General features: G+C 63.7%; 20 protein-coding genes, 1 tRNA gene and 1 pseudogene. 18 read left to right on the top strand and 4 right to left on the bottom strand.

Features of this window, described 5'->3' with window-relative positions:
• Nucleotides 1-79 precede the first annotated feature (79 nt).
• Entirely contained in the window at nt 80-1036 is a 957-nt protein-coding gene (locus AC07PT_RS06495; protein WP_492349052.1) for a LysR family transcriptional regulator, read from the bottom strand.
• A 125-nt stretch (nt 1037-1161) separates the two neighbouring features.
• Between AC07PT_RS06495 and AC07PT_RS06490 the strand changes: the two genes are divergently transcribed.
• On the top strand, nt 1162-1428 hold the full coding sequence (locus AC07PT_RS06490; RefSeq protein ID WP_494656170.1) for a DUF2798 domain-containing protein: 267 nt from the start codon (nt 1162-1164) through the stop codon (nt 1426-1428).
• A gap of 25 nt (nt 1429-1453) precedes the next feature.
• Here AC07PT_RS06490 and AC07PT_RS06485 read toward each other — a convergent pair whose 3' ends face one another.
• Nucleotides 1454-2428 carry a threo-3-hydroxy-L-aspartate ammonia-lyase gene (locus AC07PT_RS06485; protein WP_494656169.1) on the bottom strand — a complete coding sequence of 325 codons (975 nt, stop codon included), beginning with the start codon at nt 2426-2428 and terminating at the stop codon, nt 1454-1456.
• A 19-nt stretch (nt 2429-2447) separates the two neighbouring features.
• The gene (locus tag AC07PT_RS06480) at nt 2448-3983 is read right to left on the bottom strand and encodes a helicase HerA-like C-terminal domain-containing protein (RefSeq protein ID WP_492349049.1); all 1536 of its coding nucleotides are present in this window, start codon (nt 3981-3983) and stop codon (nt 2448-2450) included.
• A 62-nt stretch (nt 3984-4045) separates the two neighbouring features.
• Here AC07PT_RS06480 and AC07PT_RS06475 point away from each other — a divergent pair, with 62 nt between their 5' ends.
• Genes AC07PT_RS06475 through AC07PT_RS06435 form a run of 9 tightly spaced genes read left to right on the top strand, consistent with a single transcriptional unit; the run spans nt 4046 to nt 11859 of the window.
• Nucleotides 4046-4765: a YebC/PmpR family DNA-binding transcriptional regulator gene (locus AC07PT_RS06475; protein ID WP_494656168.1), complete on the top strand. Its 720-nt coding sequence runs from the start codon at nt 4046-4048 to the stop codon at nt 4763-4765.
• A 5-nt stretch (nt 4766-4770) separates the two neighbouring features.
• Nucleotides 4771-6051 (top strand): phosphoribosylamine--glycine ligase, encoded by a 1281-nt coding sequence (purD, locus tag AC07PT_RS06470; protein WP_494656167.1) that lies wholly within the window; start codon nt 4771-4773, stop codon nt 6049-6051.
• The gene (hemF, locus tag AC07PT_RS06465) at nt 6051-6989 is read left to right on the top strand and encodes an oxygen-dependent coproporphyrinogen oxidase (RefSeq protein ID WP_494656166.1); all 939 of its coding nucleotides are present in this window, start codon (nt 6051-6053) and stop codon (nt 6987-6989) included. Before purD ends, hemF begins: the two co-directional genes overlap by 1 nt.
• Entirely contained in the window at nt 6986-7591 is a 606-nt protein-coding gene (gene nadD / locus AC07PT_RS06460; protein ID WP_492349163.1) for a nicotinate (nicotinamide) nucleotide adenylyltransferase, read from the top strand. The genes hemF and nadD overlap by 4 nt, the downstream gene beginning before the upstream one ends.
• Nucleotides 7591-8355 (top strand): ribosome silencing factor, encoded by a 765-nt coding sequence (gene rsfS / locus AC07PT_RS06455; protein ID WP_492349045.1) that lies wholly within the window; start codon nt 7591-7593, stop codon nt 8353-8355. Before nadD ends, rsfS begins: the two co-directional genes overlap by 1 nt.
• Nucleotides 8356-8368: 13 nt before the next feature.
• Nucleotides 8369-8836, top strand: a complete 468-nt coding sequence (gene rlmH, locus AC07PT_RS06450; protein WP_492349044.1) for a 23S rRNA (pseudouridine(1915)-N(3))-methyltransferase RlmH — start codon at nt 8369-8371, stop codon at nt 8834-8836.
• Nucleotides 8837-8895: 59 nt separating this feature from the next.
• Nucleotides 8896-9516: a Maf family protein gene (locus tag AC07PT_RS06445; protein WP_492349043.1), complete on the top strand. Its 621-nt coding sequence runs from the start codon at nt 8896-8898 to the stop codon at nt 9514-9516.
• A 37-nt stretch (nt 9517-9553) separates the two neighbouring features.
• Complete coding sequence (gene rng / locus AC07PT_RS06440; protein WP_492349042.1) at nt 9554-11038, top strand: ribonuclease G; 1485 nt, start codon at nt 9554-9556, stop codon at nt 11036-11038.
• An 8-nt stretch (nt 11039-11046) separates the two neighbouring features.
• On the top strand, nt 11047-11859 hold the full coding sequence (locus AC07PT_RS06435; protein WP_494656165.1) for an aldose epimerase family protein: 813 nt from the start codon (nt 11047-11049) through the stop codon (nt 11857-11859).
• A gap of 216 nt (nt 11860-12075) precedes the next feature.
• Here AC07PT_RS06435 and msbA read toward each other — a convergent pair whose 3' ends face one another.
• Nucleotides 12076-13896: a lipid A export permease/ATP-binding protein MsbA gene (gene msbA, locus AC07PT_RS06430; RefSeq protein WP_494656164.1), complete on the bottom strand. Its 1821-nt coding sequence runs from the start codon at nt 13894-13896 to the stop codon at nt 12076-12078.
• 329 nt (nt 13897-14225) lie between these two features.
• Here msbA and tolB point away from each other — a divergent pair, with 329 nt between their 5' ends.
• From tolB to AC07PT_RS06390, 8 genes and pseudogenes are all read left to right on the top strand, one after another.
• Nucleotides 14226-15452, top strand: a complete 1227-nt coding sequence (tolB, locus tag AC07PT_RS06425) for a Tol-Pal system beta propeller repeat protein TolB (RefSeq protein ID WP_494656282.1) — start codon at nt 14226-14228, stop codon at nt 15450-15452.
• Between the two features lie 67 nt (nt 15453-15519).
• A complete protein-coding gene (gene pal, locus AC07PT_RS06420) occupies nt 15520-16062 on the top strand; it encodes a peptidoglycan-associated lipoprotein Pal (protein WP_492349039.1) in 543 nt (180 codons plus the stop codon).
• Nucleotides 16063-16082: 20 nt separating this feature from the next.
• Nucleotides 16083-16856, top strand: coding sequence for a tol-pal system protein YbgF (gene ybgF / locus AC07PT_RS06415; protein WP_494656163.1), 774 nt, complete (start codon nt 16083-16085; stop codon nt 16854-16856).
• A 4-nt stretch (nt 16857-16860) separates the two neighbouring features.
• Nucleotides 16861-17661, top strand: coding sequence for a tRNA threonylcarbamoyladenosine dehydratase (locus AC07PT_RS06410; protein WP_494656162.1), 801 nt, complete (start codon nt 16861-16863; stop codon nt 17659-17661).
• Between the two features lie 46 nt (nt 17662-17707).
• Nucleotides 17708-17783, top strand: a tRNA-Lys gene (locus AC07PT_RS06405).
• Nucleotides 17784-17830: 47 nt separating this feature from the next.
• Complete coding sequence (locus AC07PT_RS06400) at nt 17831-18928, top strand: acyltransferase family protein (protein WP_494656161.1); 1098 nt, start codon at nt 17831-17833, stop codon at nt 18926-18928.
• Between the two features lie 191 nt (nt 18929-19119).
• Nucleotides 19120-19776 carry a c-type cytochrome gene (locus tag AC07PT_RS06395; RefSeq protein WP_494656160.1) on the top strand — a complete coding sequence of 219 codons (657 nt, stop codon included), beginning with the start codon at nt 19120-19122 and terminating at the stop codon, nt 19774-19776.
• Nucleotides 19671-20210: pseudogene (locus AC07PT_RS06390) on the top strand (c-type cytochrome); the annotation flags it as partial. The gene AC07PT_RS06395 and the pseudogene AC07PT_RS06390, both read left to right, overlap by 106 nt.
• Nucleotides 20211-20253 lie beyond the last annotated feature (43 nt).

Raw genomic sequence — 20253 nt, 5'->3', positions numbered from 1 at the left:
CGGCTGGTGCCTGGGGGGCACCAAATTTGATCAGATGGTCAAGAAACGGGCGCCCCGCGAGGCCGAGTGGGCCTGGCAGTCAGGGCGGGGGCAGGCCAGGGCGTCGCGGCATGTGCAGCCCCGGGTGATGGCTCAAGTCTTCGCTGAGTTCGTCGATGAACAGGCGCAGCTTGGGTGGCACGTGTTGGCGGTCGCGATAACACACATAGAACTCCAGTGGCTCGGGTGCGGCATGGGCTGTGGCCGGGTCGGTGAACAGCGGGATCAGTTCGCCCGATTCAATCAGCGGGTTGGACACGAAGCTGCCCAGGCGCGCGATGCCGGCACCGGCCAGGCAGGCTTGCGCCAGGGTGTCGATGTCGCTGCAGGTCAGGCTGGGCTCAAAGGCGGCTTCAATGCGCAAACCCTCCCGGATGAACGGCCAGGGCATGATCCGGCCGTCCATGGCCATGCGGTAGGCCAGGCAGCGGTGTCTGGCCAGGTCTTCCAGCGTGGCGGGCTGCCCGTGATGGGCCAGGTAGGCTGGCGAGGCGCAGTAGTGGATCGGCGCACTGGCGATGCGCCGGGCCACCAGGCCGGGCTCCAGCATGTGCTGGTAGCGGATGCTGGCGTCGACGTTCTCGTGCAAGAAGTCGACCTGCCGGTCGACCACCAGCAACTCCACGTTCAGGCGCGGGTAGCGTTGCATGAAGCCGGTGATCCAGGGCCCCAGCACATGGCGACCGAAGGCCACCGAGCAGGCCACCTTGAAGCGGCCCTGGGGTTCGCCCCGCAGTGCCCCGATTTCGCCATGTGCGTCCTCCAGCACGCCGAGCACCGGTCGCACGCGTTCAAAGTAGATCTGGCCCTCGTCGGTCAGCGCCAGGGACCGGGTGCTGCGGCGCAGCAGCCGGGTGCCCAGATCGGCTTCCAGTCGGGCAATGCTCTGGCTGGCGGCGGCAGCGCTCAGGCCCAGCTGGCGACCTGCCGCCGCAATGCTCCCGCCTTCCACCGCCTTGATGAAGGCCTCGATGCCGCGCAGGGAAGGGGTGGTCATGTCTTTTGAATGATGGTCATCAGTCGAAAGATTTTAGGATGACTGACGGTGTGCCAAGCCCTCTTCTGCGCTGGGATGAAGCTGGCCAGAATCCAGCCATCGAACTGAACCTGAGGGAATTGACCATGCCACACACGAAGGACACCCGCCCGCGACGCCGGATTCCGCGCCTGCACAAACGTTTCACTCCGCTGGTTTTTGCCTTTTACATGGCCGGGATCATGGCCTTGCTGATGTCGGCCGTGATCGTCGCCGCCGGCTCGGGCCTGGGAGGCGATTACCACTGGCGCGTACTGCGCGCTTACGCGCTGGCCATGCCGGTGGCCTTTGTCTGTGTGATGCTTGTGCGGCCCTTGGTGATGCGCCTGGTGGCCCTCACCGTGCAAGGCTGAGGCCCGCAGCCTGCGGTGCCGTGGCTCAGACGCCCTGGCTCAGCAGCTGGGCATAGCGGGGCAGGTCGACGTTGCCGCCGCTGATGATCACCCCCACGCGCAGGCCCTTCAGGTCCAGCCCGCCATGGTGGGCGCCTGCCAGGCTGAGTGCGCCGGTGGGTTCCACCACCAGTTTCATGCGTTCGGCATAGAAGCGCATGGATTCGACCAGTTGGGCATCACTGACGGTCAGGATGTCGCTGACATCGCGGCGGAGGATGCCGAAGGTCAGTTGCCCCAGGTGCTGGGTCTGAGCGCCGTCGGCGATGGTGCGGGGCGGGGCGATGTGGATCACCTCGCCACGGCGCAGCGATTGTTGGCCGTCGTTGCCCGCCTCGGGCTCGACCCCATACACGCGGCAGTCGGGCGACAGGGCCCGCGCGGCCAAGGCGCTGCCGGCCAGCAGGCCGCCCCCGCCCAGGCAGACCAGCAACACATCCAGGGGGCCCACCTCTTCGAGCAACTCTTTGGCGGCGGTGCCTTGCCCTGCGATCACATCGGCATGGTCGAATGGCGGGATCAAGGTCATGCCCCGTTCGGCAGCGACGCGGCGGCTGATGGCGTCCCGGTCTTCGCTGTAGCGGTCGTAGGTGATGACTTCGGCCCCATATCCGCGGGTGGCCTGCAGCTTGGCCGCGGGCGCATCGGCGGGCATCACGATCACCGCCGGCATGCCCAGTTCGCGCGCCGACAGGGCGATTGCCTGGGCGTGGTTGCCGGACGAGAAGGCCAGCACGCCGGCACGTCGCTGATCTGCACTGAAGCGGCTCAGCGCATTGAAGGCGCCGCGAAACTTGAAGGCGCCCATGCGCTGCAGGTTTTCGCATTTGAAGAACAGCGTCGCTTGCAGGGCCTCGTTGGCCGTGCGCGAGCGCAGCACCGGTGTGCGGTTGGCGTGGCCGGCCAGACGGGCCGAGGCGGCCTCGACATCGGCGTAAGTGGGCAGGAGCAGTTCGGTCATGGGGAGGCTTTCGTGGGGCTCAGCGGCTCTTGCCGCCAAAAATGCCGCCCAGCACGCCGCGGATGATTTCCTTGCCTACGGTGGTGCCCATGGTGCGCAGCGCCGATTTGGCCAAGGTCTGCGCCAGACCATCGTGGTGGCCGCCACGGGGGCCGGTGGTGCCGAACAACACATCGTTGAGCACTGAGCCCAGGCCGGCACTGCCGGCCTGGCCGCCCTGAGGCTGCAGACCGGGCAGGGTGGGTTTGGCCGATCCCTGGGCTGGTGCTGCCGGTGCGCTCGCGGTACGGCCCTTGAGCACTTCGTAGGCCGATTCCCGGTCGACGGCCTTTTCATAGACGCCAGCGACCAGCGACCCGGCCAGCAAGACCTGTCGCTGCGCCGGGGTGATCGGGCCAATCTGGCTGCCGGGGGGCAGCACATAGACACGCTCGGTTTCGCAAGGGCGACCTTTGGCATCCAGCAGGCTGATCAGTGCCTCGCCCACGCCAAGCTCGGTGATGGCGGCCTCGATGTCCAGGCCGGCTTTGGGCCGCATGGTCTGGGCGGTGGCCTTGACGGCCTTCTGGTCACGCGGTGTGAAGGCGCGCAGCGCATGCTGCACGCGGTTGCCGAGCTGGGCCAGCACGGTGTCGGGGATGTCCAGCGGGTTCTGGGTGACGAAATAGACCCCCACCCCCTTGGAGCGCACCAGGCGCACCACCAGTTCGATGCGCTCGACCAGTACCTTGGGTGCCTCGTTGAACAGCAGGTGGGCCTCGTCAAAGAAGAAAACCAGCTTGGGTTGGTCGGGGTCGCCGATTTCGGGCAGGTGTTCGAACAGCTCGGACAGCATCCACAGCAGAAAGGTGGCATACAGGCGCGGTGCGTTCATCAGCTTGTCGGCTGCCAGGATGTTGACCACGCCGCGGCCGTCCACGGTCTGCATCAAGTCGCTGATGTTGAGCATGGGCTCGCCGAAGAATTTGTCGCCACCCTGGGTCTCGATTTGCAGCAGGCCGCGTTGGATGGCCCCCACGCTGGCGGCGCTGATGTTGCCGTAGCTGGTGGTGAATTCGGAGGCGTTGTCGGCCACGTGCTGCAGCATCGCGCGCAGGTCTTTGAGATCCAGCAGTGCCAGGCCGTGGTCGTCCGCGATCTTGAACACCAGGTTCAGCACGCCGCACTGGGTGTCGTTGAGGTTGAGCATGCGCCCCAGCAGCAGGGGGCCCATGTCCGACACGGTGGCACGCACCGGGTGGCCTTGTTCGCCGAAAACGTCCCACAGGGTGGTAGGGCAGGCCTGGGATTCGGGCGTGGGCAACGCACGTTCTTTCAGCGCCGCGGCCAGCTTGCCGCTGATCTGGCCGGCCTGGCTGATGCCGGTCAGATCGCCCTTGACGTCGGCCATGAATACCGGCACACCGATGCGGGAAAAGCTCTCGGCCAGGGTTTGCAGGGTGACAGTCTTGCCGGTGCCGGTGGCCCCTGTGATCAGTCCGTGGCGGTTGGCCAGGCCGGGCAGCAGAGTGCATTGGGCGTGGGCATTTTGGGCAATCAGGATCGGGTCGGCCATGGTGGGGTGGGCGAAAAGTAAAATCGGTCCCGATAGATTAAACAATTAATAAGGAATCTCCCGTGGCTGGACACAGTAAATGGGCCAATATTCAACACCGCAAGGGTCGTCAGGACGAAAAGCGCGGCAAGGTCTGGACCCGCGTCATCCGTGAAATCATGGTGGCCGCGCGTGCCGGTGGCGGCGATCTGACCACCAACCCCCGTCTGCGCCTGGCCGTTGAAAAGGCCAAGGCCGCCAACATGCCGGCCGACACCATCAAGCGCAACATCGACAAGGCCACTGGCAACCTCGAAGGCGTGAGCTACGAGGAAATCCGGTACGAGGGCTATGGCATCGGCGGCGCTGCGATCATCGTCGACACCATGACCGACAACCGTGTCCGCACCGTGGCGGATGTCCGTCACGCCTTCAGCAAGTACGGCGGCAACATGGGCACCGAAGGGTCGGTGGCCTTCCAGTTCAAGCACTGCGGCCAGATGATCTTTGCGCCGGGCACCGACGAGGACAAGCTGATGGAATTGGCCCTGGAGGCCGGGGCCGAAGACGTGATCACGGGCGACGACGGCGCCATCGAGGTGCTGACGGCACCTGCTGACTTTGAGGCCGTGAAGAACGCCCTGGAGGCCGCCGGCCTGACGCCCGAAGTGGCCGAAGTGACCATGCGCGCCGAGAACACCATCGAGTTGACCGGCGACGACGCCGCCAAGATGCAAAAACTGCTCGACATGATCGAAGACCTGGACGATGTCCAGGAGGTCTACCACAACGCTGCACTGTGAGCACCATGAAAGTATTAGTCATTGGCGGCGGTGGCCGCGAACATGCCCTGGCATGGAAACTCAACCAGTCGCCCAAGGTGCACAAGGTCTATGTGGCGCCCGGCAACGGCGGCACGGCCCTCGACAATCGCCTGATCAACGTGCCCATCACTGATGTGAAGGCCTTGCGTGAGTGGGCCCAGGCCGAGAAGATTGGTCTGGCCGTGGTGGGCCCTGAGGCCCCGCTGGCCGCCGGGGTGGTGGATGAATTCCGCGCCCACGGCCTGCGGGTGTTCGGCCCGACCAAGGCGGCGGCCCAACTGGAAAGCTCGAAAGCCTTCTCCAAGGCCTTCATGAAGCGCCACGGCATTCCGACCGCTGAATACGAGAGCTTCACCGATGCGGCACTGGCCCACGCCTATGTGGACGCCAAGGGCGCCCCGATCGTGGTCAAGGCCGATGGCCTGGCTGCCGGCAAGGGCGTGGTGGTGGCCATGACGGCCGCCGAGGCCCATGAAGCCATCGATTTCATGCTGCTCGACAACAAGCTTGGCGTGGTGCACAACGATGGTGGCGCCCGCGTGGTGATCGAAGAGTTCCTGCAGGGCGAAGAGGCCAGTTTCATCGTGCTGTGCGATGGCAAGAACGTGACCGCCCTGGCCACCAGCCAGGACCACAAACGCTTGCTGGATGGCGACGAAGGCCCCAACACCGGCGGCATGGGCGCCTACTCGCCGGCCCCGGTGGTCACGGCCGACGTGCACGCCCGCGCCATGCGCGAAATCATCCTGCCGACCATCCGCGGCATGGAAAAGGACGGCATCCCCTACACCGGCTTCTTGTACGCCGGCCTGATGATTGATGCCCAGGGCCGGCCCAAGACCCTGGAGTTCAACTGCCGCATGGGCGACCCGGAAACGCAGCCCATCATGATGCGCCTGAAGAGCGATCTGTCCGATGTCTTGGCCGCTGCGGTCGATGGCAAGCTCGACCAGATCGAACTGCAATGGGACCGTCGCACTGCCCTGGGCGTGGTGATGGCCGCCCACGGTTACCCCATGACCCCCCGCAAGGGCGATGTCATCACCGGCTTGCCGGCTGAGGCGGACGATGCTGTGGTGTTTCATGCGGGCACTGAGCTGCAAGACGGTGCTGTGCGCGTGACCGGCGGGCGAGTGTTGTGCGTGACGGCCTTGGCCGACAACGTCAAGCTGGCACAGCAGCGCGTGTATGAGGTGGCGGCGGGCATTCATTTCGACGGTGCGCAGTACCGTCGTGACATCGGTCACCGGGCGGTGAAGAGCTGATGGAGGCCGCACACGACGCCGTGGCCTCGGTGCGGTCCTGGCTGCTGGGACTGCAAGATCGCATCACCTCGGCGATCGAAGTCCAGGAAACAGCCGGGGGCGGCGCAGCCCGCTTCCTGGCCGACGCCTGGGACAAACCTGCCGGCGAGAAGTTGCAGGGCAATGGCCTGACCAAGATCCTGGAGGGCGGCACGGTGTTTGAGCGCGCCGGCTGCGGCTTTTCGCACGTGCGTGGCCCGCAGTTACCGCCCTCGGCCACCCAGCACCGCCCGGAGCTGGCCGGTGCGCCCTTCGAGGCGATGGGCGTGTCGCTGGTGTTCCACCCGCGCAACCCCTATGTCCCGACCGTGCACATGAACGTGCGCATGATTGCTGCCACTCCGGCGGACAAGGCGCCGGTGTGCTGGTTTGGCGGCGGCATGGACCTCACGCCCTTTTACGGCTTTGATGAGGATGCACGGCACTTTCATACCACCTGCCGGGATGCGCTCGCCCCCTTTGGCGACGACAAGTACCCTCGCTTCAAGACCTGGTGCGATGAGTATTTCTTCTTGAAGCATCGCAACGAACAGCGTGGCGTGGGCGGGGTCTTTTTTGACGATTTTGCTGAACTTGGCTTTGATCAGAGCCTGGCCATGACGCAGGCCGTGGGCGATGCATTTTTGCAGGCCTACCTGCCCATCGTTGAGCGCCGGGTGAGCACGCCTTATGGCGAGCATGAGCGCGCGTTTCAGCTGTACCGTCGTGGGCGCTATGTGGAGTTCAATCTGGTCTGGGACCGGGGCACCCACTTTGGTCTGCAGTCGGGTGGGCGCACCGAGTCCATCCTGTTGTCGATGCCGCCGCTGGCCAGTTGGGCTTACCAGCAGACCCCGGCAGAGGGCACGGCTGAGGCTCGCCTGTACGAGCACTTTCTGGTGCGCCAGGCGTGGGTCTGACCCTGAAACAGCCCCGTTTGGGGGTGTTCGGCGGGGCATTCGACCCGCCTCACCGGGCCCATGTCGCCTTGGCCGAGGCGGCGCTGCAGCAACTGAGCCTGGCGCGCTTGCATGTTCTGCCCACGGGGCAGGCCGCGCACCGGGCCGGCTTGTCGCCAGGCGAGCATCGACTCGCGATGGCCCGACTGGCCTTCGCCAGCCTGCCCGGGGTGGTGGTGGACGAGCGTGAATTTCATCGCGCCGGCCCCAGCTACACCGTGGACACGCTTGATGAACTGAAGCGCGAATATCCGGCCTACGAGTTGGTGCTGATCATCGGTGCCGACCAGGCCCGGGCCTTTGGCCAGTGGCATCGCCACGATGAGATTTTGCGCAAAGCTATAATTTCGGTAGCTGGTCGTGAGCAAAGTGCTGCGGCCGGCGGTCAAACTGAGCTTCAAGATCTCCCGGGAGGGCGATGGGAGCCTCTGCAGTGGCCCCTCATGTCCGTGAGTGCAACGGACATCCGGTCGCGCGTCGCACAAGGCCTGGGCATCGAACATCTGGTTCCCGCTGGCGTTGCGCGCTATATTGAACAACATCATCTTTACAAATCCGCCTGATGACCACCTCCACGGACTCCTCCGCTAAAAAAGACATCCAGAAACTCCAGCGGGCCATCGTCGATGGCCTGGAGGATGTGAAGGCCCAAGACATCCAGGTTTTCAACACCGAAGCCCTCTCGCCGCTGTTTGAGCGCGTGATCGTGGCCTCCGGGACCTCCAACCGCCAGACCAAGGCCCTGGCCTCCAGCGTGCGCGATGCCGTGCGTGAGGCCGGCTTCAACAAGCCCCGTACCGAGGGCGAAGAAAACGGCGAATGGATCATTGTTGACTGCGGCGCAGCGGTGGTCCACGTGATGCAGCCCGCGATCCGCCAGTACTACCGCCTGGAAGAGATCTGGGGCGCGACGCCAGTGCGTCTGAAACTGGGTGCGCCCAAGCCGGTTGCCGCAGAAGGTGCCAAGGCGCCGGCCAAGAAGGCTGCAGCCAAGAAGACGGCCGCCAAGTCTGCCAAGACCGCCGAGCCCGCCGCCACCACCCCGGCCAAGGCTGCTGCCAAGGCCACCAAAGCCTTGAAGGGCGCCCCTGTGGCTGAGAAGGCACCTGCCAAGACATCAACCCGCGCACCCGCCAAGACGGCGGTCAAGGCCCCTGCCAAGACGGCCGCAAAAACACCCACCAAGACCGCAGCCAAGACCAGCACGGCCAAGCCGGCGGCCAAGAAGGCTCCGCTCAAGGTGATCAAGGTGGGCGCACCGAAGAAGCCGGCAGCCAAGAAGGCGGTTGCTGCACCGGCCCCGCGCAAGAAGCCCAGCAAGGCTTGATGGATCGCCAGGCATGAAGCTGGTGATCGTGGCGGTGGGGCAGCGCGTGCCCGATTGGGCTCAGACAGCCTGGGACGATTACGCCAAGCGCTTCCCCCCTGAGCTCAAGGTCGAGCTCAAGGCCGTCAAGACTGAGCCCCGCAGCTCCAAGACGCTTGAAACCCTGCTGGCGGCCGAGCGTGAGCGCATCGAGGCGGCCATTCCGAAGGGCGCCCGTGTGGTGGCGCTCGATGAGCGGGGCACCCAGCTCACCACCGTGGCGCTGGCCGCCAAGCTCAAAGGCTGGCAGCTGGCGAGCGACGACGTGGCCTTGATCATCGGGGGGCCCGATGGCCTGGAGCCCGCGTTTCGTCAGGCTGCGCATGAGCGCATCCGTTTGTCCGACCTGACGCTGCCTCATGCCATGGTGCGCGTGCTGCTGATCGAGCAGCTTTACAGGGCCTGGTCGGTCAACGCTGGCCACCCTTATCACCGCGAGTGATTTCCGGGGCGTGGCCTTGGCTGCGCCCTGTTCCGTGTCAACCTGGCTGGAGCCTGTCCATGGCCAACCCCGAATTCATCTACCTTGCCTCCCAGAGCCCGCGTCGGCGCCAGTTGCTTGAGCAGTTGGGCGTGTCGCATCGGTTGCTCCTGCCGAATACCGATGGTGACCTTGGCGAAGATGCCGAAGCCATCGAGGCTGTGCTGCCTGGCGAGGCGCCGGCCACCTATGTGCAGCGTGTGACCGGCCTCAAGCTGGATGCCGCCTTGGCCCGGCTCAAACGCCGAGGCCTGCCGGTGGCGCCTGTGTTGTGTTCTGACACCACGGTGGCCCTGGGCCGGGAGATTTTTGGCAAGCCCGATGATGCCGCCCATGCCCGGCGCATGCTGGCTGCGCTGTCTGGCCAGACCCACCGGGTGCTGACGGCTGTGGCCATTCAAAAAGGCCGCCGTCGCATGGCGGCGCTGAGCACCTCCAAGGTGACCTTTGCTGAACTCACGCCGGCCCGTATCAAGGCCTACGTGGACAGTGGTGAGCCGTTGGGCAAGGCCGGGGCCTACGCGGTACAAGGCCGCGCTGCGGCGTGGATCTCGCAGTTGAGCGGAAGTTATTCGGGCATCATGGGGCTACCGATGTTTGAGACGGCCGAACTGCTGCGCCAGTGCGGCTGGAAACTTTGAGGCCTGCCCGGCCTGACTTTGAGGAAAAAGCCAAGCCATGCAACAAGACATTCTGATCAACTGGTCTCCTCAGGAGACCCGCGTGGCCGTGATCGAAAACGGCGCTGTGCAGGAGCTGCACATCGAGCGTTCGCTGGAGCGGGGCTTGGTGAGCAACGTTTATCTGGGCAAGGTCACCCGCGTATTGCCTGGCATGCAATCCGCCTTCATCGACATCGGGTTGGAGCGCGCGGCATTCCTGCACGTGGCCGATGTCTGGCAAAAGCATCCCGAAGGTGAGGCGCCGCCCGCGCGACAGGCGCAACCAGCCGTGCCCATTGAACGCCAGGTGTTTGAAGGCCAGGCCTTGATGGTGCAGGTGATCAAGGACCCCATTGGCACCAAGGGCGCCCGCCTGTCCACCCAGATCAGCATTGCCGGGCGTCTGCTGGTGTTCTTGCCACAGGACGAGCACGTTGGGGTGTCTCAGAAAATCCCGGTCGGCGAGCGGGAGGCCTTGCGCAGCCGCTTGCAGGCGCTGGTGGGCGAGAAGGCCACCGGAGGCGGCGGCGGATTCATCCTGCGGACCAATGGCGAAGATGCCAGCGATGCGGAGTTGGCCGACGACATTGCGTACCTGCGCAAGACCTGGGCCCGCATCAAGGATGCGTCGGTGCGTCTGCCACCGGCTTCGCTGCTGCATGAAGACCTCAACTTGCTGCAGCGCGTGTTGCGCGATCTGGTGGGCGAGCAGACCCAGAACATCCGCATCGATTCGAAAGAACAGTCTGAAAAGTTGTTGGCTTTCGGGCAGGAGTTCATGCCTTCGGCCGTGGGCAAACTTCAGCATTACAAGGGCGAGCGGCCGATCTTTGACCTTTTCGGGGTGGAGGAAGAGATTGTGCGAGCCCTGGGGCGGCGGGTGGACCTGAAATCGGGGGGCTACCTGATCGTGGACCAGACCGAGGCCCTGACCACGGTGGACGTGAACACCGGTGGTTTTGTGGGGGCGCGTAACTTTGACGACACCATCTTCAAGACCAACCTGGAGGCGGCCCAGGCCATTGCACGTCAATTGCGGCTGCGCAATCTGGGCGGCATCATCATCGTCGACTTCATCGACATGGTGCGTGATGACCACCGTGAGGCCGTGCTGGCGGAGTTTCGCAAGCAACTGGGCCGGGACCGGGTCAAGACCATGATCGGGGGCTTTTCGCAACTGGGTCTGGTGGAGATGACGCGCAAGCGCACCCGTGAATCGCTGGCCCACATGCTGTGCGAACCTTGCCCGCAATGCCACGGCTCGGGGCAGGTGAAGACGGCCCGTAGCGTGACCTACGACATCCTGCGGGAGATCCTGCGGGAGGCGCGGCAGTTCAATCCCCGCGAGTTCAGGGTGGTGGCTTCGACGCAGGTGGTCGATCTGTTCCTGGATGAAGAAAGCCAGCACCTGGCCGGCCTGTCGGACTTCATCGGCAAACCGATCTCGCTGCAGGCCGAAGGCAGCATGGGACAGGATCAGTACGACATTGTGCTGCTGTGAGGCCCGGGATGCTGAACGGTCAGGAGGATGCGCAGGGCTTGCGCCACCAGGCTTTGGGGGCGCAGTTGCTGCAGGCAGTCACCCCACAGGGATTGTCTCTGCTGTACCTCAGCCCCTTGAGTTTGGCCGACCAGCCGGCGCGTGGGGGCGTGCCTTTGCTGTTTCCGCAGTTCGCGCAGTTTGGCCCGGGGCGCAAGCACGGCTTTGCCCGGCATCAGCGTTGGACGCTGGAGCGCGCCGAGCCTGACTCTCTGAGCTACTGCCTGGAGGTACTGCCAGACCAGTTGGATGGATGGCCGCACGCAGCGCGATTGCGCCTGATTGCCACCCTGGACAGAGAGGCCTTGAATCTGAATTGGCAGGTGGAAAACACCGGGCAGACGGGTTTTGAATGGGGGGGTGGCCTTCATCCGTATTGGGCAGTGTCCTCGCTGGAGGCTTGCGAGCTGCTGGGGTTGGAGGCCACACCGGGGTTGGACAACCTGTCCGGTCAGCCCTTGCCACCCCAGGCTCAGCCCTGGCGCTTTGGGCCGGAGGGCATGGAGTACCTGTTCGAGGGGCTTCCCTCACTGCAGTTGAAGACCTCGACCCACACCTTGCACCTGCAGGCCAGCGGCTTCACGCAGTGGATGGTCTGGAATCCAGGGCTGGAAGGGGCCCGGGGCCTGTCAGACCTGCCTGATCACGAGGCACACCAATTCATTTGCATCGAGCCGGTGTGCGCCCGCCCCATGCAGTGGCTGGCACCGGGGGCGGGTTTCAAGGGCACGCTTCAGGTACGTTGGGAGTGTGTTTCGGGGGCACGCCCCGATGGTGCCTAAGAACCCCAAACCACGCGGTTCTTGCAGGGCTGCGGATTCGCGCCAAGTCTGACTTGGCTCCTGCGGCTTGAAGGCTCCAGCAGCCCACAGTTCAGCTTGTTCATAAGACTCTAAATGTTATCTGCATCGGTTTAAGAGGCTGCCCACCCAGCCAGTTTTCAGGATGAAGGGGGCGTTGGGGGCGCGCTCCAGGCATGCCGGGGGCGCTCTAAAGGCTCAGTTGGGCTGCTCAGGTGGGCTGTCGAGCGAGGTGCTTGGGCTCATGCCGTGCCCGCCGCCGCTTTGGGCCTGCAAACGGGCGTAAAGGCCCTGCCGGGCCATCAATTCCGCATGGGTGCCTTGTTCTGCGATCCGCCCCTCGGCCATCACCACCACCCGGTTTGCATGCTCGATGGTGGAGAGTCGGTGCGCAATCACCACAGTGGTGCGACCTGCCATGAGTCGGTTCAGGGCCTCTTGCACCAGCCGCTCAGACTCCGTGTCCAAGGCCGAGGTGGCTTCGTCGAGGATCAGGATCGGTGCGTCTTTGTACAGTGCGCGGGCGATGGCCAGGCGTTGGCGCTGCCCACCCGACAACTGGTGTGCGTTGTGGCCCACCACACTGCGCAGCCCCTCAGGCTGCCGGGCCACGTAGTCGCCGAGGTTGGCGGCCTGAAGGCAGGCCAGAACACGAGCCTCGTCCACGGCCTGACCCATGGCCACGTTGTTGGCCAGACTGTCGTTGAACATCACGACATCCTGACTGACCAGGGCGAACTGATGGCGCAGAGAGCCGAGGTTCCAGTCGGGCAGGGCCACACCGTCCAGCAGTACCTGCCCCTGGCTGGGGCTCACAAAGCGTGGCAGCAGATTGGCCAGAGTTGTCTTGCCCGAGCCCGACGGACCGACCAGGGCCACCACTTCACCAGGCTCGATCCGCAGGCTGACCTGGTCCAGGGCCGGCGGATTGTCGGCGTGGTAACTGACCGAGACGCTTTGCAATTCCAAGTGTCCACGCACCGTGGTGGCCTGGTGTGAACCTTGGGTTTCAGGCTGGACCTGGTCCAGCAGCCGCAGTCCGCGTTCCAGTGCGGCCAGGCCGCGTGTCAGCGGGTTGGCCAGATCGGCGAGTCGCCGGATGGGGGCGATCAACATCAACATGGCGGTGATGAAGGCCACAAAGCCCCCCACGGTGATGGCCGCATTGGCCGCACCAGTCACTTGGCGCCCCTGCCAAAGGGCCACGCAGATCACCACCGACAGGGCGCCTGCCGACAGCAACTGGGTCAAGGGCGTCATGGCCGACGAGGCGATCGTTCCCTTGATGGCCAGGCCACGCAGGCGTTGACTCAGGCCCTCAAAGCGCCCAGCCTGGCCACGCTGTGCGCCATGCAGGCGCACCATTCGATGAGCCAGCACGTTTTCTTCGACCACATAGGCCAGCTCATCCGTGGCCTGTTGGCTGGCCTTGGTGAGGCGGTAAAGGCGTTTGGATAGGGTTTTCATCACCCAGGCCACCCCCGGCACGACCACTCCCACGATCAGCGTGAGCTGCCAGTTCAGGTAAAGCAGATAGCCCAGCAGGGCCAGCAATGTGAAGCCGTCGCGCGAGAAGCCCAGCGCGGACTGCACCAGCAACTGGGCACCGGTCTGCACCTCGTAAACCACCGTGTTGGACAGTGCACTGGCACTTTGCTCGCGGAAAAGGCGCAAGTCAGCGCTGAGCAGGCGATCAAACAGGTCTTTGCGCAGGCGCATCATGCCGTCATTGGCGATGCGGGCCAGTGCGTACTGGGCGATGAATTGAGCCAAGCCACGGATGGCAAACAAGCCCATCAGTGCCAATGGCACAAACCACAGGGGCAAAGTGCCCTTGGTAAAGCCCTGGTCCAGCAGCGGCTGCATCAGGGCCGGTATCAGGGGTTCGGTGCCGGCGCCGATCAGCGTGGCCAGCACGGCCATGCTCCAGGCCATGGGCTGGCGCCCAAAGTAGCTGTTCAGGCGCGCCAGTCGTTGGCGCAAGGGCAGAGTGGGGTGGTTGGCATCATCGGTGGGCATGTTGGGGGCCGATTCTACGGGTCCCCCGCGTGCCCGAGCGGTATGGAGACCCGGTCTGAGGCCCCATGAGGGCCCGCGCTTGATACAGATTGACACCTCTGCGGACCATGTAAAGTACACACTTTGTGACAGTGCCCCTTGGGCAGTGTGTAACATCACGGTCTTTGGCGCGGTGCCACTCGCCTTTCATCCGCCGCCCAACCAATTCCCGTGTCGTCACCTGACCACCACTGCGAATGAATCTCCAACGCCACGATCTCCCTGGTTCAGCTCCTTTTTTCCAAGCCTCGCGGCGCGCTCTGCTGACGGGGCTGGCCCTGTCGGCGGCCATGCCAGCCATGGCCCAGTTCCGCGTCGAAGTGTCTGGCGTGGGCCTGACACAACTGCCCATTGCTGTGGCGCCCTTCAGGGGCGAGACCAGCACGCCTCAGCGACCGGCAGGCATCATTTCGGCCGACCTGGAGCGAAGCGGACAGTTCCGCCCCATCGATGCCTCAGGGCCCCAGTTGGACGAGGCTTCCCGCCCGGACGTGAGCCTGTGGCGGCAGCGCAATACCGATTCGCTGGTGACCGGCAGCATCTCCAAGTTGGCCGACGGCCGCTATGACGTTCGCTTCAGGCTGTGGGATGTGGTCCGAGGGCAGGATCTGGGTGGCCAGAGCTATGCTGTGCCAGCCGCCGACCTGCGCCTTGTCTCACACCGCATCGCCGACTTCGTTTATGAAAAGCTGACCGGTGAAAAAGGCATTTTTTCGACCCGCATCGCCTACGTAACGAAGGCGGGTCTGAAATACAACCTCTGGGTCGCCGATGCCGATGGTGAGAACTCCCAGTCGGCCCTGACCAGCCCTGAGCCCATCATTTCGCCAGCGTGGTCGCCCTCTGGAGGGCAATTGGCCTACGTGTCTTTCGAGTCGCGCAAGCCTGTGGTCTATGTGCATGACGTGGGCAGTGGCAAGCGTAGGCTGATTGCCAATTTCAAGGGCTCGAACAGTGCCCCGGCCTGGTCGCCCGATGGGCGTCAGTTGGCTGTCACGCTGAGCCGCGACGGGGGCTCCCAGCTCTACACCATTGACTCGGTCAACGGCGGAGAGCCACGTCGGCTTTTGCAGAGCAATGGCATTGACACCGAGCCGGTGTATTCGGCCGATGGCCGTTACATCTATTTCGTCAGCGACCGCGGCGGCGCCCCGCAAATCTACCGTGTGGCCACCACTGGTGGGGCCGCTGAACGGGTGACCTTCACGGGCGGGTACAACATTTCGCCCACGCTGAGCCCGGACGGTCGATGGCTGGCGTACATCTCGCGGGTGTCAGGCGCTTTCAAGCTCCATGTGATGGATCTTGGGTCGGGCACCGTCAACGCGATCACCGATACCCAGGCTGATGAGAGCCCCAGCTTTGCCCCGAACGGCCGGCTGATCGTTTACGCAACGCAGCAAGGGGGGCGTGAAGCCCTGATGACGACCACGCTCGATGGCAAGATCAAAGCCCGCCTGGCGGGGCAGGGCGGCGACATCCGCGAACCCGACTGGGCCCCTTTCCAGAAGAATTGAGCTTGACGATGCCTTGTGCACGGCAGGCCCTACAGATTGACAGATCAACATCATTCAGGAGTTTTTCATGAGCCAACGTTTCTCCATCGCCCTGGTGGCCGCCATGCTGGTGGCGGGTTGCAGCTCCGGCGTCAAGCTGGACCCGGCCCCGGTCGAAGACCGCAGCGCCACCAGCACCACAGGTTCGACAGATGCCAGCGGCAATGCCTCTGGCACGTCACAAAGCGGTGTCAAGGGGGTTGACCTGAACGGTGCGGACAGCAAGGCCGCAGGCCCGGTCGGTGTTGAGCGTCTGGTTTATTTCGATTACGACAGCTACGTGGTCAAGCCGCAGTTCCAGGCCTTGCTGGATGCGCATGCCCGTTTCCTGAAATCCAATCCGGCCCGCAAGGTGAACCTGGAGGGTCACACTGATGAGCGTGGCGGCCGCGAATACAACCTGGCCCTGGGCCAAAAGCGTGCCGAAGCGGTGCGCCGTTCTCTGACCTTGCTGGGGGTGTCTGATTCGCAGCTTGAGGCTGTGAGCTTTGGCAAGGAAAAGCCGGTGGCTCTGGGCGCCGACGAGGCCTCGCTGGCACAGAACCGCCGCGTTGAAATCACCTACCGTTGAACATGGCCATGCGCTGCTCCATGAACCCTGTGGCCCGCACCTTGTCGGGCGTGGCATTGGCCTGCGTGGCCTTGGTCTCGCAGCCCAGCCAGGCTGCGCTGTTCGGTGACGATGAGGCTCGTCAGGCCATCATCGAGTTGCGTCAGAAGGTGGACGGTCAGACCCGCCGCCAAGCCGATGAAGCCTCCCGTGCTGCAGAAGACCTGGCCCAACTGCGCCGCAGTCTGTTGGATCTGCAGGCGCAGATTGAGACTTTGCGCGCTGAACAGGCCAGTCTGCGTGGCCAGAACGAGCAACTTGCACGTGACGTGGCCGAGATGCAGCGTCGGCAGAAGGACATTGCCCAGGGCGTGGATGACCGCCTGCGGCGCTTCGAGCCCGTCAAGGTGACGGTGGACGGTCGCGAGTTCCAGGTGGATCCGGCCGAAAAGAAAGACTTCGAGGCTGCCCTGGGACAATTCAGGCAAGGGGCGTTCCCTCAGGCGCAGAGCGGGTTTGCTGATTTCATCCGTCGCTATCCGCAAAGCGGCTATATGCCGACGGCCTTGTTCTGGTTGGGCAACGCGCAGTACGCGACACGTGATTACAAAGAGGCCATTGCCAACTTCAAGACGCTGTTGAGCGTGGCCTCCGATTCTCCTCGGGCGCCGGAGGCCGCGTTGTCGATTGCCAACTGCCAGACCGAGTTGAAGGACGCCAAGGCTGCCCGCAAGACCTTGGAAGACTTGGTCAAGGTGTACCCGCAGTCCGAGGCTGCCACGGCAGCACGTGACCGCATCGCCCGCTTGAAGTAAGCCTGTGGCCGACCTGCTGGAGGGCCTTGAGCCTGACCTCGACAGGCGCTTCGGCGGCTTGGCGCGTTTGTACGGTGTCGAGGGTGCCGCGCGCATCCGCGCGGCCCATGTGGTGGTGGTAGGCATCGGTGGCGTGGGCTCCTGGGCAGCCGAGGCTTTGGCGCGCAGTGGCGTGGCTGAGTTGACCTTGATCGACCTGGACAATGTGGCCGAGTCCAACATCAACCGCCAGATCCATGCCTTGGGTGCCACGGTGGGGCAGGCCAAGGTGGACGCCATGGCCGAGCGCATCGCCGACATCCATCCGGGCTGTGTCGTGCATCGGGTGGAGGATTTCGTGACCCCCGAGAATTGGCATGACTTGTGGCCTGTCGGGGCTTCTGCGGTGATCGATGCCTGTGATCAGGTCAAAACCAAGACGGCGCTGGCCGCCTGGGCCCGGCGAAAGTCGGTGCCCTTCATTTCGGTGGGTGCAGCCGGTGGCAAGCGTCAGGCTCATCTGGTGGACATTGACGACCTGAGCCAGACCACCCACGATCCCTTGCTGGCTCAACTCAGATACCGCTTGCGCCGCGAGCATGCGGCGCCCAAGGATGGTAAGCGCATGGGCGTGGCTTGTGTGTTCAGTCGCGAGGCAGTGGCCCCCCCGGATCCATCGTGCCAGTTGGCTGGCGACGGATCCTTGAATTGCCATGGCTACGGGTCGGTGGTTAGCGTGACCGCCACGTTCGGACAATGTGCGGCAGGCTGGGTTTTGGATCAATTGGCTGCCGTGAGTTCTAAACGGTCAAAAAACACGATATAATCTGAGGCTTCGCTGATTCAGATATCGAAAATTTGAAAAAGCTGTTGGGACGTTAGCTCAGTTGGTAGAGCAGCGGACTTTTAATCCGTTTGTCGTGGGTTCGACCCCCGCACGTCCCACCAAAGACACCCAAGCCAGCCCGTGGGGCTGGCTTTTTTCATGGGCCGTCATGACGACTTCTAGTGCTGTCAATCGAATGCCTCTGGTGGACGCCCTCAAAGGCGTCGCCTGTGTGCTCATCGTGAGTCACCATCTGGCTTTTTATGGGCCCATGTCGGATGTGGCGCTGGCCCTTGCGCCGGCCCTCATCAGTTGGCTGTATGACTATGGTCGCCTGGCTGTTCAGGTGTTTTTGGTCATGGCTGGTTTTCTCACGGCAGGCCAACTGTCCCGCTTTGCCCGTTCTGGGCAGCGTGTTCCTCTTTTCTCCCTTGTCTGGCAGCGGTATCTTCGCCTGGCCATCCCTTATGTCTCCGCCTTGCTGCTGGCCATCGTCATGGCTGCTTTGATCAGGCCATGGTTGCACCATGAGTCGGTGCCGTCGGCGCCTGATTTTTGGCGTGTCATCTCGCATGTGTTCATGTTGCATAACTGGCTGGGGCATGAGGCGCTGTCTGCGGGTGTCTGGTATGTGGCCATCGATTTGCAGTTGTACAGCCTGGCGGTGTTGTTGTTCTGGATGGGTCAGAAGCTGGCCGGGCCCATGGATCCCCATGATGTGGTGGCACGATCGCGCCTGACGGCCTGGGTGGTTAGTCTCACCAGCGTGCTCATGCTTGCTTCGCTGCTGTTCTTCAATCGGGATGCCGGGTTTGATGTCACTGGGCTCTATTTCTTCGGCTCCTACGCGCTGGGGATGATGGCGCGTTGGGCTTCGGGGCGCCGTCATCCTTGGTTGTGGCTGGCTGCTCTGGCGGCGGTCGGTGGTCTGGCGTTGATGCTGGAGTTCCGCATTCGCATTGCCATTGCCTTGGCAACTTCGATGTTGCTTGGCGTGGTGTTGCTGCGCGGTTCCTGGCATTGGCTGCATCATGGTTTGTTGGCTTGGCTGGGCCGAATTTCCTATTCGGTTTTCTTGATTCACTTTCCCATCTGTCTGTTGTTCAACGCCGCTTGGCATCATTGGTTTCCGACCCAGCCCTGGGTCAACATCCTTGGGATGGGCTTGGCCTTGATGAGCAGCCTGGCTTGCGGTCACCTGTTCTGGCTGCTGGTCGAAAATCGTGGCAGCGCCAAGGTCATGGGTGCGTTGGCGGCTCTGCGCTGATCCGGTCTTTTATCGGGCTTCTGCTATGGGTGCTTTGGTCGGCGCCCGTTAGAGTGCTTTGTATCTTTGATTCAAGGCGAGTGAGGTGGCTGGTGCAGCGTGATTGGTGGTTTAAGGCCCTTGTGGGTGTGATCTTGCTGGCATCGGCCTTGTCATGGGCTCAGAAGCCGAATGGTGGTGCGCCGGCCCCGATGTCGAATTCTGCTGTGCCACCTCCGGACTCGATGGCTGCACGTCTTCAGGCCTGTACGGCCTGCCATGGCCGCGAAGGGCGGGCCACTCCGGACGGGTACTTTCCTCGCTTGGCGGGCAAACCGCAGGGCTACCTTTACCATCAGTTGTTGAATTTCCGGGAGGGTCGCAGACGCTATCCCCTGATGTCCGGTTTGCTGGAGCACCTCAGCGACGCCTACCTGGCGGAGATGGCGGGCTACTTTGCCGAGTTGGAGATCCCCTATCCGGCACCGCGTCCACCGCAGGTGGATGCCGTGCAGCTGGAGCGTGGCAAACGCCTGGTTCAGCAGGGCGATGGTGCACGCGGCTTGCCGGCCTGTGTTCAATGCCACGGCCCGGCGATGACGGGTTTGCAGCCGGCGGTGCCTGGCCTGCTTGGTTTGCCTCGGGATTACCTCAACAGCCAGTTGGGCGCATGGCAGACGGGGCAGCGACAGGCTTTGGCTCCTGATTGCATGGCTCGTGTCGCACGCATGCTGAGTGCTGACGAGGTCAGCGCCGTATCGGCATGGCTGGCCGCTCAGCCGTTGCCTGCGAATGCTCGGGCGGTCAAGAGTCTGCCTCAGCCCCTGCCTTTGAAATGTGGTGGCCTGAGCGTGAGGGAGGCGTCATGAGGCGATTGATTTGGGTCGCGGCGTTGGTTTGTGGGGCGGTGTTGACGGTGTTTGCTGCGCTGCTTTGGATGGGTTGGCGCGATCCGGCGGAGGCTTTGCCTGTCCTGTCTGGGGGGGGTGAACAGGCCTTGCCTGCCGATCAGGTGTCCCGGGGTGCCTATCTGGCCAGGGCAGGCAATTGCGCAGCTTGCCATACCGCACAAGGTGGCCCGATATATGGCGGGGGGCGAGCGATCGAAACCCCGTTCGGGCGTGTGTTTTCCAGCAACTTGACATCCGATCCAGCGACGGGTCTGGGGCGTTGGACGGCGGACGATTTCTGGCGGGCTCTAAGGCACGGGCGTTCGCGCGATGGGCGCCTGCTGAATCCTGCGTTCCCGTACCTTGAGTTCAGTCGGGTGACGCCAGAGGATGCGATGGCTTTGTGGGCTTTTTTGAGAACGATTCCGCCAGTCACTCGTGAAAATCGGCCTCATG

This window comes from Curvibacter sp. GW821-FHT09D12 (assembly GCF_059416245.1).
This window is presented reverse-complemented; position numbering and strand designations above follow the sequence as displayed.